12 protein-coding genes and 1 tRNA gene are annotated in these 16,092 nt (G+C 32.9%); 3 read left to right on the forward strand and 10 right to left on the reverse strand.

All coding sequences use genetic code 11. The features are described from left to right. Window positions 1–102 precede the first annotated feature (102 nt). From PXD04_RS14490 to PXD04_RS14515, 6 genes are all read right to left on the reverse strand, one after another. On the reverse strand, window positions 103–1,431 hold the full coding sequence (locus PXD04_RS14490; RefSeq protein WP_323735539.1) for a transposase: 1,329 nt from the start codon (window positions 1,429–1,431) through the stop codon (window positions 103–105). Window positions 1,432–1,878: 447 nt separating this feature from the next. Further along, on the reverse strand, window positions 1,879–3,075 hold the full coding sequence (gene thrC / locus PXD04_RS14495) for a threonine synthase (protein WP_323735540.1): 1,197 nt from the start codon (window positions 3,073–3,075) through the stop codon (window positions 1,879–1,881). 483 nt (window positions 3,076–3,558) lie between these two features. Next, on the reverse strand, window positions 3,559–4,146 hold the full coding sequence (locus PXD04_RS14500; RefSeq protein WP_323735541.1) for a TIGR00267 family protein: 588 nt from the start codon (window positions 4,144–4,146) through the stop codon (window positions 3,559–3,561). Window positions 4,147–4,166: 20 nt separating this feature from the next. Beyond that, window positions 4,167–5,378 (reverse strand): hydroxymethylglutaryl-CoA reductase (NADPH), encoded by a 1,212-nt coding sequence (gene hmgA / locus PXD04_RS14505; RefSeq protein ID WP_323735542.1) that lies wholly within the window; start codon window positions 5,376–5,378, stop codon window positions 4,167–4,169. Between the two features lie 170 nt (window positions 5,379–5,548). Further along, entirely contained in the window at window positions 5,549–6,412 is an 864-nt protein-coding gene (sucD, locus tag PXD04_RS14510; RefSeq protein ID WP_323735543.1) for a succinate--CoA ligase subunit alpha, read from the reverse strand. Between the two features lie 252 nt (window positions 6,413–6,664). After that, on the reverse strand, window positions 6,665–7,396 hold the full coding sequence (locus tag PXD04_RS14515; RefSeq protein ID WP_323735544.1) for a hypothetical protein: 732 nt from the start codon (window positions 7,394–7,396) through the stop codon (window positions 6,665–6,667). A 133-nt stretch (window positions 7,397–7,529) separates the two neighbouring features. Here PXD04_RS14515 and aroD point away from each other — a divergent pair, with 133 nt between their 5' ends. From aroD to aroC, 3 genes are read left to right on the forward strand one after another with little or no spacing between them, the layout of a single operon-like run. Continuing rightward, entirely contained in the window at window positions 7,530–8,189 is a 660-nt protein-coding gene (aroD, locus tag PXD04_RS14520; RefSeq protein ID WP_323735545.1) for a type I 3-dehydroquinate dehydratase, read from the forward strand. 6 nt (window positions 8,190–8,195) lie between these two features. After that, window positions 8,196–8,852, forward strand: a complete 657-nt coding sequence (locus tag PXD04_RS14525; protein ID WP_323735546.1) for a hypothetical protein — start codon at window positions 8,196–8,198, stop codon at window positions 8,850–8,852. A 6-nt stretch (window positions 8,853–8,858) separates the two neighbouring features. Beyond that, window positions 8,859–9,953: a chorismate synthase gene (gene aroC / locus PXD04_RS14530; protein WP_323735547.1), complete on the forward strand. Its 1,095-nt coding sequence runs from the start codon at window positions 8,859–8,861 to the stop codon at window positions 9,951–9,953. 6 nt (window positions 9,954–9,959) lie between these two features. On the opposite strand, the gene PXD04_RS14535 is transcribed toward aroC, so the two are convergent. The 4 genes from PXD04_RS14535 to uvrB all read right to left on the reverse strand — a co-directional run bounded on the left by PXD04_RS14535 (window position 9,960) and on the right by uvrB (window position 15,865). Continuing rightward, window positions 9,960–10,033, reverse strand: a tRNA-Thr gene (locus PXD04_RS14535). Window positions 10,034–10,096: 63 nt separating this feature from the next. Then, the gene (locus PXD04_RS14540; RefSeq protein WP_323735548.1) at window positions 10,097–10,870 is read right to left on the reverse strand and encodes an MBL fold metallo-hydrolase; all 774 of its coding nucleotides are present in this window, start codon (window positions 10,868–10,870) and stop codon (window positions 10,097–10,099) included. A 176-nt stretch (window positions 10,871–11,046) separates the two neighbouring features. Further along, entirely contained in the window at window positions 11,047–13,914 is a 2,868-nt protein-coding gene (gene uvrA / locus PXD04_RS14545) for an excinuclease ABC subunit UvrA (RefSeq protein ID WP_323735549.1), read from the reverse strand. A gap of 1 nt (window position 13,915) precedes the next feature. After that, the gene (gene uvrB, locus PXD04_RS14550) at window positions 13,916–15,865 is read right to left on the reverse strand and encodes an excinuclease ABC subunit UvrB (RefSeq protein WP_323735550.1); all 1,950 of its coding nucleotides are present in this window, start codon (window positions 15,863–15,865) and stop codon (window positions 13,916–13,918) included. Window positions 15,866–16,092 lie beyond the last annotated feature (227 nt).

A 16,092-nucleotide genomic window follows, 5' to 3' on the forward strand; every position in this document is an offset into this window, starting at 1 on the left:
AAAAGTAATACTTGAAAAAATATTAACCTTTTTTTTCAAAATGATAACCTGTATTATGTCTTTGTTCAAATCAAATGTAACAATACCATTTTCTTTTATTGTTTATTTTTGAAAATGGTCTTGTATTTTTTTGATTTTCTCTGGGGCAGTCCGTGCCCACTTATACAGTCGTTCCTTGGGGAAGTTCTGCTTACTTTTACGTATGATGTTACATGCTGCGTTGATATCTGCATTTATTAATGTTCCGGTGTTTGTTTTATAGAGTCCTCTTTTTATTCGTTTTCCTTTAAATTTATATTCCTCTTTTTTTTCTTCGTTTGTTTTGTAGGTTGGTAGTATGTCGTTGTCTAGGAAACTGCTTTTGCTTGTGTAGGATTCTTCGGTAATAATTAGTTTGATGTCGTATTTTTGGCATTGTGTTTTTAGTTTGTTTATGAATTTTTTGAAAGCTATTTGTGTGAATATTTGGTTTTGTTTTTTTCTCATATCTGTTTCGTATTGGAAGTTTTTGTTGTATCCGAGTATTATGGTTCCTATGTCTTGTTTTTTGCATGTTTCTATTATGAATTTGGTTGTGTGATCTAGGAAGTTGTTTTGTATTGCTTTAAATTTGGTGTTTATTTTTTGTATTCGTTTGGATGTTTTTAGTCCCTGTTTGTTTAGTATTGATTGGTATTGTGCTGTTTTTTTGCATTTGAAGGCTATTTGATTTTTTAAAAATCGCCCGCCCACAATGTATGGGGTCCCTTCACTTGTAACAATGCTTGCAAAATTATTAACACCCAAATCAATACCCATCATTTTACTTTCGTCTAAATTTAGGGGCTCTTTTTTCATTTTGTATGTGAAATTGGCTTTAAACGTTTGTCCATTTTTTAGTGGTATAATTTCTACTTGTATAATCTTTTTGTCACGTATATTTTCAGGAATTCTAATACGTGGTCTGCAATCTTTGGATTTTAATTGTTTTTTATATTCTCTGCTTAAGGGTAATTCGATGTAACCCTGGGCTAATTTTTTCTTGGAAGAAGTTATTGACTCCTGTGGTATTAGGATATTATGTAAACGGTTATCTCTGGTTTTAGGTTTATTTGATGGTCGTTTATATTCATTATCGATGCTTTTATTTGTTAATGCCACATAGGAATTAAAAGATTCAACATGCTTTTTAATAACATTGTTTGCTATATGGGCTTGAATAAGTGAATAATCTTTACTGAATTCGGTTTTAACTTTAGTGATTATTGATTTGAAATTCAACTGTTTAAAATGTTTATCATCAGCACATTTGTCTAATTTAGTAGTTTTTATAGCATTATTTCTTAATTTATTTAATTTCAATGAAATATCCACTAAAACATTGAATTGTTTCTTAGAAAGACCTCGAATAAGAGTACTTTGAGTTAAATATATACAATTTTCATCTATCATAATAATTAATACTGCTTATTTCACTCCATTAACTTTAAAACCGAAAAATCAAGAAAAGAATTTCATAAATAACAATTCTATGACTTCGATAATATAAATTATAGAATAAAATGTATATAAGTTTAATCCAAGAGCAGTTGGTAAGTAATCAAGGGGGTCTTGGTAAGTAATCAGAGGGGGTCTTGATAAGTAATATATTTCATATTCCTATACATACTTAACAATCATACTAAAAAAAAAGTTTCATCTACATAAAAAGTATTACAAAAACGAATTTATGCCAACACTCAGCCTATAAAAATAATTAATGATAATATTATTAAGTTCTTGTTTCTGGAGAAGTATTCTCTGGTGTAAGTTTTAGTAAAAATTTGTTTAAGATCTTTCATATGGAATACTTCCATTTGTAATTTATTTAAAAAGAATGGGTGGTTAAAAAGAGAGTTTTTACATTGTTTGTAAAACTCTTCTAATTTCTTCAGGGTCTGAAGATACTTGGGTTGGTTCTTCACATGCATCTATTGCAACATTAGGATCTTTAAGTACATGTCCTGTTACTACACAGACTACACGTTCACCTTTGTCTATTTCACCATTTTCCACTAGTTTTCTTAGTCCTGCTATGGATGCTGCACTTGCAGGTTCTACTCCAATACCTTCTGTTCTTGCAAGATATTTCTGTGCATCTAATATTTCATCATCAGTTACAGTATCTGCTGTTCCATTGGATTCTTTTATTGCTCTCATAGCTTTAACACTACTTACAGGTGCTCCTATTCTTATAGCTGTTGCTATTGTCTCTGGGTTTTCTACTGGTGTTACTTCTTCTTTTCCAGCTTTCACTGCATTTGCTATTGGGGCACTGTTTACTGCTTGAATTCCTGTCATCATAGGAGTGTCTTTTATGTATCCTGCTTCTTTAAATTCTGTTATTCCTTTCCATATTGCGGATATGTTTCCTGCATTTCCAACTGGCAGTACTATTCTATCGGGGGATTGCCATCCAAGATCATGTACTATTTCCATACCTATTGTTTTTTGTCCTTCTAGTCTGTATGGGTTTATTGAGTTAAGCAGGTATAATTCTCCGTTTAATGCTAGTTGGGTAATTGTTTCTAGTGCATCATCGAAGTTTCCATCTACTCCGAATACTTTTGCTCCATGGAACATTGCTTGTGCTAGTTTTCCTAGTGCTACTTTTCCTGAAGGTAATAATACTGCACATTTTAGTCCTGCACGTGCTGCATAAGCTGATAATGATGCGGAGGTGTTTCCTGTGGATGCACATCCTATCATGCTTACTCCTAGGTCAACTGCTTTTGTTGTTCCTACACTCATTCCTCTGTCCTTGAAACTTCCGGTTGGATTTGATCCTTCTACTTTAACATATAAATCTACGCCTAGTTCTTCACCTATTTTTTCACATTTACAGAATGGTGTTCCTCCTTCGTCTAGGCTGATTCTGTTGTCAGCATTTACTGGTAAAAATTCTTTATATTTCCATATGTTGTCTCTTCTGTTTTCGAATGTTTCTTTTGGTATGTTATCTACTTCTGTTACTACTTCTAGTATTGATCCACATTCGCAGGTATATATTATTTCATCATCGTCGTATTCTGCTCCGCATGAAATACATCTTATCATTATAATTCTCCTATTAATGTTATTATTTTGTTTGGATATTTTGATTTACCCTAACTAATTAATGTATAATTATTTGTTATTGGTATAATAAGTATTTTTAAGAATGTTGTTTAAAATTAGTGTTTAGGATGTGTAGGGGGGTTTGATGTAGGGTGATTTTTTTTAACAATTCAAGTGGTGAATGAATTTATTCAAAAAAAATTTTTTTCCTAGCTATTTACATCAAATCCCTTACAGTATTAAATTTGTCCACATAGTTAATAAACTTATTGGTTTAGGTATATTAAAATTCAAAGTACATTAAATGATAATGAAATTTAACATTATTTATTAAATGATTAGAATAAACGATAATAATAATTTAAATATAAGTTTTTTAAAAAATAAAACATCAACAATAAACTAATACGGATAACAATGTGTCTTTTATTAAAAAATAGATTAATAATAGGGGAGTTTCCTGGAAATAAGCATATAAATTGCTTATCCATGACCACCACCCATAAGGAAACTTATGATAACAATCAAAACCCCAACACCAATAATCTGTAGAGCAGTTTTTGACATGCTTTCACGAGCAATCTTACCAAGATAACAGCCAAGAACAGTTAACATGACAAAACAAACAATTAATGTTGCAGTAATTGCAGTATAAATGTCACCAAATATGAAAAATGGTATTGAAGGAATAAAAGAACCAAGAAAACTTGCAGAACCATGAGTCAACATACTCATAAATACTCTATATTTTGCCTGTTCATGAATAACAGTATCATCAAGTTTACGTTCCTTAAGGAGCATTTGATTTTCCAAATCCCGTATAATTTTTCCTTCCTCGGCATGTTCACCAACATAAGAACCAAAACCATTACTTAAAGCAATAGCAATACCACCACTAAGGCCTGTAAGACCAACAGTCCATGGATTAACGTTACCACCCGTTGAAATACCCATCAAAGCAGCCGTTAATGAAATACTGAGAACAGTTAAAATACCGTCAAGGGAACCTAAAGCAACATATCTACTTAAAGCAATATAATCTCTAATAATTTTTCTTAAAGTAATCTTCATTTTTAATCAAATTCTCCAAATTATCGGCCTAATTCTTTATGTGCTCTTGCCAAATGTCCGGCAGCTAAAGCACCAACTAATGATAATTCACCTGCAAGAACAATGCTTGCAACGATAGAAGCAAATTTATTAACCTTGCCACTACCCTTCACATCCATAATGTTCATTGATTCAGTAGCAGTTTCAAGTCTTGTACCTCCACCAACAGTAGCAACAGGCAAATCAGGTAAAGTGATACTAAAGTATAAATCGCCATCCACATCTTCAGCAGTGGTAATTCCAATACTTCCCTCAACAACATGGGCAGGGTCTTGACCACATGCTAGAAATACTGCTGCAACCATATTGGCAAAATGTGCATTATAACCATAACTTCCACTAATAGCAGAACCTACCAAGTTTTTAGCATAATTTACTTCCACAATTGCTTCGGGAGTAGTTTTCAATGTTTTTTCAACAATTTCCTTAGGAACTGTTACTTCTGCAACCAGACTTTTTCCTCTTCCTTCAATCATATTGAGAGCTGATGGTTTTTTATCAACACAGAAGTTACCACTAAGAGCTATTACATGGATATCATTCTCTTTTTCCATAAAATTAATTGCTTCTTGGGTAGCAATTGTCACCATGTTCATTCCCATACTGTCTCCAGTTTCATATACAAAACGTGGATATACTAGTTTACCTACGATTGCTATTGGATCAATTTTTATGAGTTTTCCATGGTTTGTTGTGCTTTCAGCAACTTTTTTAATTTCATCAAAGTGTGTTTCGATCCATTTTTTTAGTTTACTTGCATCATGTACATTTTTGGTCTTAATAACTGGTGCTCTTGTCATTTGATTATTAAGTATTGATACTGAGCATCCTCCTGACTTTCTTATAACTGAACATCCCCTGTTTACGCTGGCAAGTAATGCTCCTTCTGTTGTTGCCATGGGAACATATGTTTCTATTTTTTCATCTTCTTCTGTGTTTATGATTACTGGTCCTGCAACTCCGACTGGTACTTGTATGGTTCCTATTTGGTTTTCTATATTTTTTTGTGCTGTTAGTGTCATGTCAATGGAGTATTTTCCTATATGTTCTAGTTGTGTGCCTGACTTGTTTTCAATGTATTTGCGTCTAATGTCTGTGGCCTGGTTTGCATTTTCTGCATATTTTTCTATTTCGTGAATTCTTATTTCACCAGAATCTAATTTTTCAATTATTTCATCTGTATTTAAATTCATTTTAATGCTTCCTTTATAATGTTGTTTTATAAAATTGTTATCTTATTTGTTTTTGGATTAATATGAAATTATTTGTTAAATATTTTTTTTGGTTAAAAATTAGTAAAGTGTATAGATTTATTATTGTTCTATACATTATGAATGTTAGGGATGATTTTATAGAGTAGGTATTATATATTTTCTTTTAGTAAGTCTACAATATCACTTGGTTTATCTGCTACTTTTATTCCATGTTGTGCTAATATTTCTTTCTTGTTTTGAGCGGTTCCATCAGTACCTTCAATAATTGCTCCTGCGTGTCCCATACGTTTTCCTAGTGGTGCGGACACTCCGGCTATGAATGATATGACTGGTTTTGTAACGTGTTTTTCAGCATATTCTGCTGCTTTAATTTCTGCTATTCCACCGATTTCTCCTAGTAACACTATTTGTTCTGTTTCTGGGTCTTCTTCAAATTTTCTTAGTGCTGTAATAAAGTCCATACCTGTTACTGGGTCTCCTCCAACACCTAAACATGTACTTTGACCTAATCCTGCATCTGTTATTTGACTTGCTACTTCATAGGTTAATGTTCCGCTTCTAGATACTAGTCCTATTTTTCCTTTGTTGAATATGTGTGTTGGCATAATTCCTAGTTTACCTATTCCTGGTGTAATAATACCGGGGGTGTTTGGACCTATGATTGTTGTGTTGTTTTCTTTTGCATATTTAACAATTTCCATTGTGTCGTGGATTGGAATATGTTCTGTTATTATTATCACTAGGTCGACTTGTGTTATTGCTTCAAATGCTGCATCCTTTACAAATGGTGCTGGGATGAATATGATACTTGCGTTGATGTCTGGATGGTATTTTTTGATTTCCTCGATGGAATTGTATACTGGTACTCCTTCAACTGTTTGTCCAGCTTTTCCAGGACTGGTACCGGCTACTATGTTTGTTCCATATTCTATCATTTCTTTTGTATGGAATCTTCCTTGTTTTCCTGTTATTCCTTGAACTATTGCTTTTGTGTTTTCATCTAATAAAATCAATTTAACATTCTCCTAAAAAATTATTAATATTGATAATCTATTTTATATCATTATATTTTCTATGATTAATTACCTTATTTTTCTATCTGTTTAAAGTAATATAAAAACTTTCTTTTAATGTTGTAACAAAAAATTATAATCTCTTAATAAAAATAGATAATTTCTAATAATAATAAAATATAATTAAACATTTACAAAATATAAAAAATATTTAATGAAAAAAAGTAAATTATATAAAATAAAGAGGTACAATTATTTATTCATAATCCTACTACGAAACATAAAACTTTCAGCCAAATCAATAATATTACCATTCATAATTGCACTAACAGAAAAAATAACACTCCCAGGTATAACATTTATAGGAGTGTGCCTTTTAACAAGATACGTATTTTTATTACCAAGAATAGCACCAACCATAGCACCAGCAACAACACCCACCTGTTCAACATTAGTAACATTAGCAACAACCACAGGATCATCAGTCTCATTAGAAACAAAACCAACACCAGGTATATGAGTAATACCATTCACTACACTAGATTTAACACTATAAACATCATCCATCCCACTAGCAGCTCTCACAGCACTCTCCGCAACATTACCTACAAAATACTCACCACAATAAGTGTCAAAACTAATCACAACAGCATCCGGAATAAAATTATCATCCAAATCAAGCTCAACATAAGATATGCCCTCACCAGCATCTTCACGTCTTAAACTAACACCATTCAAATCATCAAAACCAAGAGCATTCTCCTTAAAACACTCAAAAATAGCTTGATTAACAGATTCTAACAAGGAATCATCATCAATAATAGCAGTGATAACAATATCATCACCAGTAACATTACTTAATAATGCATGAATAGCACCAGCATCCCTAATCTTATATAAACTCTTCTCAACATTTTCAATCAACGAATCACTACAGGAAACATCATTATCTGATATGTCAATTCCATGACAAAGCATTTTCATATAATAACCTCACAAAAAAGAATTATATAAATATCTTTAATTAATCATACATAATTTTTTTTAGTCATTACCAAGAAAAATAATACATAATACAAAAATATTAGAATGGGAGTAGATTAAAATAAAAACAGTAGTGTGTGCTTCAATAGTAGAAGAAAACCAGGAAAAAGTTATACAAACAGTTAAACAAATAACAAATGAAGAACTAGGATATATTGAACTTAGATTAGATACAATACAAGAAATAAACTCAGAAAAAGCAACAAAAATAATAAAAGCAATAAAAGAAATAACACCCATACCAATAATCCTAACAAACAGAACACCCAAAGAGGGAGGATACTTCAAGGGAACCGAAAAAGAAAGAATAAAAATATTAGAAGAAAACGCTCCCCTAGTCGAAATAACAGACATAGAATTAATGACAGAAACAACACTCAGACAAAAAGTAATCAACAAAGCAAACAAAACAATAATATCATACCATAACTTCCAAAAAACACCAACAATCGAAAAACTACAAGAACTAGTAAATCAAGCCACTAAAATTGGAGACATACCAAAAATAGCAGTACAACCCAACACAAAAGAAGACACATATACCCTGATAAAATTAATAATGCAAAACAATGGAATTATAGGAATAAGCATGGGACAACTAGGAGCATACACGAGGATAATGGCACCAATAATGGGTTCACCAGTAACATACGCTTCAATAACAAAAGAATCAGCACCAGGACAATATGATATAAAAACAACAAATGAACTAATAAAAAAACTACAACAATGATTAAAAATGAACACAGAAGAAAAAACAATAATAAAAACATTAAACAAGATAGGAGTCGATACAAGGTTTATAAGCTTATACAAAGACAATATCTATATAAACAATCTTAAATTCTCAAAATTTTCCAGAAAAAAAGAAGAAGAATTCCAGGAATTATATCCACAAATAAATATCATACGATCAAAAATATTCCAGAAAATATGCATAAAAGTGTCAAGAACAGTAAAAAATCAGATAAAACCACGACAAACATTATACATAAAAAATGATGAAAGCATAGAAAACATACTATTATACATCCTCCTAGAACCATACAAAAGAAAATATGGAATAAAAATAACCGACAAAAAAGAAAAAAAACATATAATCGTAAGTAACAATTGCTTAGATGACTTTACAATAAAATACATAGATTTAATGACAAATGCAGAACAAATAACAAACAAACTGGAAGAAAACAGGATATATCCATTAACTCACGTTCCACACCAATGGATAACCGACTGGGCAACAACAAACAATATAAACTACAAAAAAACAAAAAAATATGATGAAACAATATCAAATGAAATAATAAACTTCCTAGAAAAACACATACCAAATGTGCAGGAATCAATAATTCAATCAGTAAACTATTTAGATGAAAACAATAACAAGAGGTAAAAGATAATGGCATCAAATACAACAGGAGAAATATTTAAAGTAACAACTTTCGGAGCAAGCCATGGAACAGCACTGGGAGCAACAATTGATGGATGTCCAGCAGGAATAAAAATAAGCAGAGAAGACATACAAGAAGAACTAAACAAAAGAAGACCAGGAACAAGCAACATAACAACAGCACGTGACGAAAAAGATCAAGTAGAAATACTCTCAGGAATATTCAATGGAAAAACAGATGGAACACCACTAACAGCTATAATCAGAAACAAGGACCAAATCAGTAAAAACTATGAAAACCTAAAAAACAATCCAAGACCAGGACATGGAGACTACTGTTGGCAAAAAAAATACGAAAACTATGACTATCGTGGTGGAGGAAGAGGAAGTGGACGAATAACCATAGGACATGTCATAGGAGGAGCAGTAAGTAAAAAAATACTGGAACAATATGATATATCAACAACAGCACACGTAACAGCAATTCATAACATAAAAACAGATAAAAAATTCACATTAGATGAAATCAAAGAAAACATTACAAAGAATAATGTACGCTGTGCAGACCTTGAAAAGGCTGCTCAAATGGAAGAAAGAATACTTGAAGCAAAAAAAGATGGAAATTCAGTAGGTGGGGTAGTAGAAATAATTATAGATAACGTCCCTGTAGGACTTGGTCAACCAGTATTTGATAAACTTGATGGTGATTTAGCAAAAGCATTAATGAACATTGGAGCAGTAAAAGCTGTGGAAATAGGATTAGGTGTTCAGAGCAGTCAATTAACTGGAAAAGAATATAATGACCAATACATACTGGAAAATGATATTATAAAAACAGAAACCAATAATTCTGGAGGAATACTTGGTGGAATGTCAAATGGTATGCCTATAATATTAAAAATTACAGTTAAACCAACTCCATCTGTAAGCGGTATTCAAAAAACAGTTAACCTGGAAGAAAACAAGCAATCAATAATAGAAATAGAAGGCAGACATGATCCATGCATATGTCCTAGAATCACAACTGTAGCAGAATCTGCTTGTAATATGGTTCTTGTTGATCATATGATAAGAGCAGGATTCATACATCCCGATAAAATTTAAATTATAAGCCCCGAGGGGGATTTGAACCCCCGATCCCCTGATTACGAGTCAGGTACTGTGCCGGGCTGAGCCATCAGGGCATTTATATTAAAAAAAAATTTAACTAACAAATTAACTATTACTATTTCTTCATATTAATAATTTTATATGAATTGGTCTAAATTCATAGTTAACCCGTCAGTTGCAGCAATTGTTCTAACACCAGTATTCTTGGTGATTATCCTCGTATTTTGGAAAGGATTATTCATAATTAAGTTAACGCCTAAATGGGTCATTATAGCAATTCTTGGTTGAACTTCTCTAACTAGCTCTTCAAAGTCAATCGTTCTTAGATGGCCCTTAATTTTTCTTTCTCCTTCTTTAATCACACAACCTATTAATACGTCAGCATCTTCATGTTCATCGGCTAGTTCTGGAAAATACTCGGTATCTGCCGTGTAATTAATATTTAATCCTTTGTAATTAATGTTAAATCCTACACAAGTGGGATCTCCATGATTTGTTTTTGTACCCCTAATCTGAATATTTTTTTCTTTTATCACTTCACCCGGTTTTAAAACCGATATTTTAGGCTTTGATTGATGATATTTTGAGATACTAGGACCTAATTCTTCAGTTCCATTAATTACACTATCACTTGCAATAACATGTCCTGTTTTTTTGGTCATTCCCTGAGTCATTGCTTCAATTAGCACTTCTGCGTCATTATAATGGTCGGTATGACAGTGACTAACTAGCAACATGTTAATTTTTCTAGGATTCAGGCCGAATTGGTGGCTTCTAACTAAAGCACCTGGTCCTGGGTCTACATGGATATTCTGGCCATCAATATCATCGATTCTAAACCCACCAGTCATTCTTTTTTGGCTGATTGTTGCGAACCGACCCCCGCCTGTTCCTAGGAATTGTAGTTTCATAATATCCCAATCCTAGTTTTTTCTAACGGATAATAAAATAAATATTATCTACTTGTTAATATGCTTAGATAAATATATATATTTTCCTATATTTAATAAAATAATACATTTGATTAGGATTAAAAACATCGTTTAAGTATTATTGAATAAATAACTTATAATCTTTTTTTCAACTGTTATTCAAGCATAGGCTTTAAATATAATCCAGTATACGAATCTGTCTTAGCTACTTCCTCAGGAGTTCCTTCTGCAACTATTTGACCACCCATATCTCCACCTTCCGGACCTAAATCAATGATATGGTCAGCTGTTTTAATAACATCTAAGTTATGTTCAATAACAACAAGAGTATTACCTTGATTTCTTAATTTAATCAATACTTTAAGTAAACGATTAATATCATCAAAATGAAGACCCGTGGTAGGTTCATCAAGGATATATAATGTATTGGACGTACTTTGTCTACTTAATTCCTTAGCAAGTTTAACTCTCTGAGCTTCACCACCAGAGAGGGTAGTTGCAGGCTGACCCAGCTTAACATAGCCTAACCCAACATCAACAAGTGTCTGTAATTTTTTTCTTATTTTAGGAATGTTTTCAAAGAATTCAAGTGCTTCCTCACTAGTCATCTCCAATACATCATTAATATTTTTACCTTTATATCTTATGTTTAATGTTTCCCTATTGTATCGTTTACCTTCACAAACTTCACATGGCACATAAACATCTGCCAAAAAGTGCATTTCTATCTGTACAATTCCGTCTCCATTACATGCTTCACATCGTCCACCTTTCACATTAAAACTAAATCGTCCAGGTTTATATCCTCTTTGTTTAGCCTCGGCAGTCTGAGCATATAATTCACGGATGTATGTAAACAGTCCAATATATGTTGCAGGATTGGATCTAGGCGTACGACCAATAGGAGATTGATCTATTACGATAATCTTATCAATATTGTTTATTCCCGTGATACTTTTATGTTTACCTACCTTAAACTTGTGTTTATGGGTTAATTCCTCATCAATTCCATGATATAATATTTCATTCACAAGAGTACTTTTACCAGAACCTGAAACTCCAGTAACACATATAAATTTACCAAGAGGGAATTTTACATTAATATTTTTCAGATTATTTTCTTCTGCTCCATTTATTGTAATGAATTTACCGTTTCCTTCATGTCTTTCTTTTGGAACAGGTATTTCCTTAGCTCCTGATAAATATTGGCCAGTAAGTGATTTCTCATTATTTTTAATGTCTTCTGGTGTTCCCTCGGCGGTTAAGATTCCTCCATGTTCACCAGCACCAGGACCTATGTCTACCACATGGTCTGCTTCCAGTATTGTCTCTTCATCATGTTCAACAACTATTAAAGTATTACCTATGTCACGTAAATGTTTAAGTGTGCCAATCAGTTTCATATTGTCTCTTTGATGTAAACCTATACTAGGTTCATCCAGGACATATAATACACCTACGAGTCTACTTCCAATCTGTGTTGCTAATCTTATACGCTGAGCTTCTCCACCAGAAAGTGTTCCTGATGAACGAGCTAATGTTAAGTAGTTTAATCCCACATCATTAAGGAATTCAAGTCTTTCCTTAATTTCTTTAAGAATTTCTTTTCCTATAAATTCTTGTCTTTCTGTTAATTTAAGGTTTTCAAAGAATTCTCTGCTGTCACTTAATGAAAGTTTTGTTAAATCTGCTATGTTAATATCTCCAACTGTAACTGCAAGCATTTCAGGTTTTAATCTGTCTCCATGACATGTTGGACAGTCATTTAATGTCATGTATGTTCTTGCAGCTTTTCTCCGGTATCTTGAGGATGTTTCTATGAATAACCTTTTCATATAAGGGATTACTCCCTCGAATGTTTTGGTTACATTGCGCTGTTTGTTACCTGAACCAAAAGAGAATGATATTTTCTCGTTTCCACTACCATATAATATGATGTCCTGATGTTTTTTGGATAAGGTGTGGAATGGTACATCTAGTTTAAATCCGTAATGGTTTGCTACACTTGCTATCATCTTATTATAGTATGTGTCTGTTTTCTGTGAATTACTCCATGGTTTGATTGCTCCATCACGAAGACTTAATGTTTTATCTGGTACTATTAGGTCAGGGTCTGCTTCCAGGGTGCTTCCTATACCATTACAACTTGGACATGCGGCTTGTGGATTGTTGAATGAAAACATTCTTGGACTAATTTCTGTGAAATTTATTCCACAATCAGGACAGGCTAATGCTTCACTATAGTATTGGTCAGCTACTTCCGGGTTGCTGTTGGCTATTGTTATTAATCCTTCTCCTATTTCTAATGCTGTTTCAACTGATTCTACTAGTCTTTTTCTGAAGTTTTCATTATTTGCTACTTTAAGTCTGTCAACTACTATTTCGATGGTGTGTTTATTGTTTTTGTTTAGTTTAATTTCATTGTCTAATGATAGTATTTCTCCATCTACTCTTGCTCTTACAAATCCTTTTTCTTTGTATGATTCAAATACTTTCTGATGCATTCCTTTTCTGTCTTTTATAACTGGTGCGAGTAGTATTATTTTTTCTTGTTCGTTTTCGTTGATTATTGCTTCGGCTATTTGTCCTGGTGTTTGTTGTGATATTTCTTTTCCACAATTGTAGCAGTGGGCTATTCCTATTCGGGCATATAATAGTCTTAGGTAGTCATAAATTTCCGTAACTGTTCCTACTGTTGATCTTGGATTTACTCTTGTTGTTTTCTGGTCAATTGATATTGCGGGTGATAATCCTTCTATGTAGTCTACTTCTGGTTTTTCCATTTGTCCAAGGAATTGTCTTGCATATGCTGATAGTGATTCTACGTATCTTCTTTGTCCTTCTGCGTAGATCGTGTCGAATGCTAGGGATGATTTTCCGGATCCACTTAGTCCTGTTATTACTATGAATTGGTCTCTTGGTAGTGTTAGGTCTATGTTTTGTAGGTTGTGTTCTCGTGCTCCTTTTATTATTATTTTTCTGTCTTGTATTGCTCTGTTTCTTATTTCTTCTTTGCTTTCCATTTTATTGCTCCTTTAATTCTTGTATTCTATCTCTTAGTTTTGCTGCTCTTTCAAAGTCTAGTTTTTCTGCAGCTTCTTTCATTTCAATTTCTAGTTCTTCTATTAACATGTCAACTTCTTCGATTGTTATGTTGTCAATTTCTTGTATGTCTTCAACTTTGCTCTTAATCTTTTTATCTTTAAGTTTACGTACAACATTTCTAGGTACAATATTATGGTCCTTATTGTATGAAAGTTGTATTTTTCTTCTACGTTCAGTAATGTTTACAGCATTTCTAACAGAATCTGTTATATTATCAGCATACAATATAACTTCACCGTCAACATTTCTTGCAGCACGACCAATAGTCTGAATAAGAGATGTCTGTGAACGAAGAAAACCCTCCTTATCAGCATCAAGAATAGCAACCAAAGAAACCTCAGGAAGATCAAGACCCTCCCTGAGAAGGTTAACACCAACAAGACAATCAAACTCCCCACGACGAAGATCATCAATAATCTCCGTACGCTCAAGAGTAGTAATCTCCGAATGCAAATACCTGCACTTAACATTCATCTTAATATAATAATCAGTCAAATCCTCAGCCATCTTCTTAGTAAGGGCAGTGACCAGGACACGCTGATTCTTCTCCACACGATTTCTGATTTCACCAAGCAAATCATCAACCTGATTCTTCACAGGCCTAATAATAGGCTTAGGATCAACAAGACCAGTTGGACGAATAATCTGCTCAACCTTATTCTTACTCCTACCAATCTCAAAAGGAGCAGGAGTAGCAGACACATACAACACCTGATTCTGAGCCTTCATAAACTCATCAAAACGTAAAGGCCTATTCTCCTTAGCACTAGGCAATCTGAAACCATACTGGACAAGAGTCTCCTTACGGGCACGATCACCCTCATACATACCACGAATCTGAGGAACAGTAACATGAGATTCATCAATAATAGTCAGATAATCATCAGGAAAATACCTTAATAACGAATAAGGAGTTTCACCCCACTTCCTACCATTCATATGCATAGAATAATTTTCAATACCAGAACAATAACCAATCTCCTGAATCATTTCCATATCAAAATTTGTTCTCTGCTCAATACGCTGAGCCTCAACATACTTACCCGTAGCCTTGAAAGTAGCAACACGTTCAGCTAACTCTTTCTTAATATTCTTAATAGCCACATCCTGTTTCTCACGGGCAATAACAAAATGCTTTGCAGGGAAAATAATAACCTTACGAACTTCCTCAATAATATCACCCTTCAAAGGATCAATCTTATATATGCAGTCAATCTCATCACCCCACAACTCAACACGAAGAGCATAATTAGCATTTATAGGGAAAATTTCCACAACATCTCCCCTAACCCTGAAACGACCCCTAATAAATTCAATATCATTACGTTCATACTGCATTTCAACAAGAGCACCTAAAATATCTTCACGACCAATAATCTGCTCACTTTCAAGTTGAAGAGTAAACTCCGCATAATCATCAGGACTACCAATACCATAAATACATGAAACACTACTAACCACTATAACATCATCACGAGTAAGAAGAGACTGAGTAGCAGAATGTCTTAAACGATCAATCTCCTCATTAACAGCAGATTCCTTATCAATAAACGTATCAGTTTGAGCAACATAAGCCTCCGGTTGATAAAAATCATAATAACTGACAAAATATTCCACAGCATTATCAGGGAAAAACTCCTTAAACTCTTCAAACAATTGGGAAGCAAGAGTCTTATTATGGCTCATAACAAGAGTAGGCTTATCTAACTGCTCAATAACATTAGCCATAGTGAAAGTTTTACCAGAACCAGTCACACCCTCAAGTGTCTGCTCTTTATCACCATTTTTGAAGTGTTCAACAAGAGACTCAATAGCTTTAGGTTGATCACCAAAAGGTTTATAATCAGAATGTAATATGAATTTTGACATAATACATCTATATTTCTACAAAGTAATTTAATAATATTTTGGGCTCTGTAGAAAACCTTGCTTTGAGTGAAGTATGAGTAATAACCCAAATATAGTTTTTTTACAGAGGGAAATATTTTATTTCAATATTTTCCTTTCTTCATCATAATACAATTCTCACTCATATTGAGTAATTGTATTTTTCATATTGATTCCTGCCTAATTGCCGCTAATGCTAAGCATAGTAA

The organism is Methanosphaera sp. ISO3-F5 (assembly GCF_034480035.2).
Classification (GTDB): Archaea; Methanobacteriota; Methanobacteria; order Methanobacteriales; family Methanobacteriaceae; genus Methanosphaera.

Bases quoted from the DNA above. Each gene is read 5' to 3' on its own strand.
- PXD04_RS14490 (WP_323735539.1), bottom strand. From the start codon at position 1,431: ATGATAGATGAAAATTGTATATATTTAACTCAAAGTACTCTTATTCGA.
- PXD04_RS14515 (WP_323735544.1), bottom strand. From the start codon at position 7,396: ATGAAAATGCTTTGTCATGGAATTGACATATCAGATAATGATGTTTCC.
- uvrA (WP_323735549.1), bottom strand. From the start codon at position 13,914: ATGGAAAGCAAAGAAGAAATAAGAAACAGAGCAATACAAGACAGAAAA.
- PXD04_RS14540 (WP_323735548.1), bottom strand. From the start codon at position 10,870: ATGAAACTACAATTCCTAGGAACAGGCGGGGGTCGGTTCGCAACAATC.
- uvrB (WP_323735550.1), bottom strand. From the start codon at position 15,865: ATGTCAAAATTCATATTACATTCTGATTATAAACCTTTTGGTGATCAA.
- thrC (WP_323735540.1), bottom strand. From the start codon at position 3,075: ATGATAAGATGTATTTCATGCGGAGCAGAATACGACGATGATGAAATA.
- hmgA (WP_323735542.1), bottom strand. From the start codon at position 5,378: ATGAATTTAAATACAGATGAAATAATTGAAAAATTAGATTCTGGTGAA.
- PXD04_RS14500 (WP_323735541.1), bottom strand. From the start codon at position 4,146: ATGAAGATTACTTTAAGAAAAATTATTAGAGATTATATTGCTTTAAGT.
- aroC (WP_323735547.1), top strand. From the start codon at position 8,859: ATGGCATCAAATACAACAGGAGAAATATTTAAAGTAACAACTTTCGGA.
- PXD04_RS14525 (WP_323735546.1), top strand. From the start codon at position 8,196: ATGAACACAGAAGAAAAAACAATAATAAAAACATTAAACAAGATAGGA.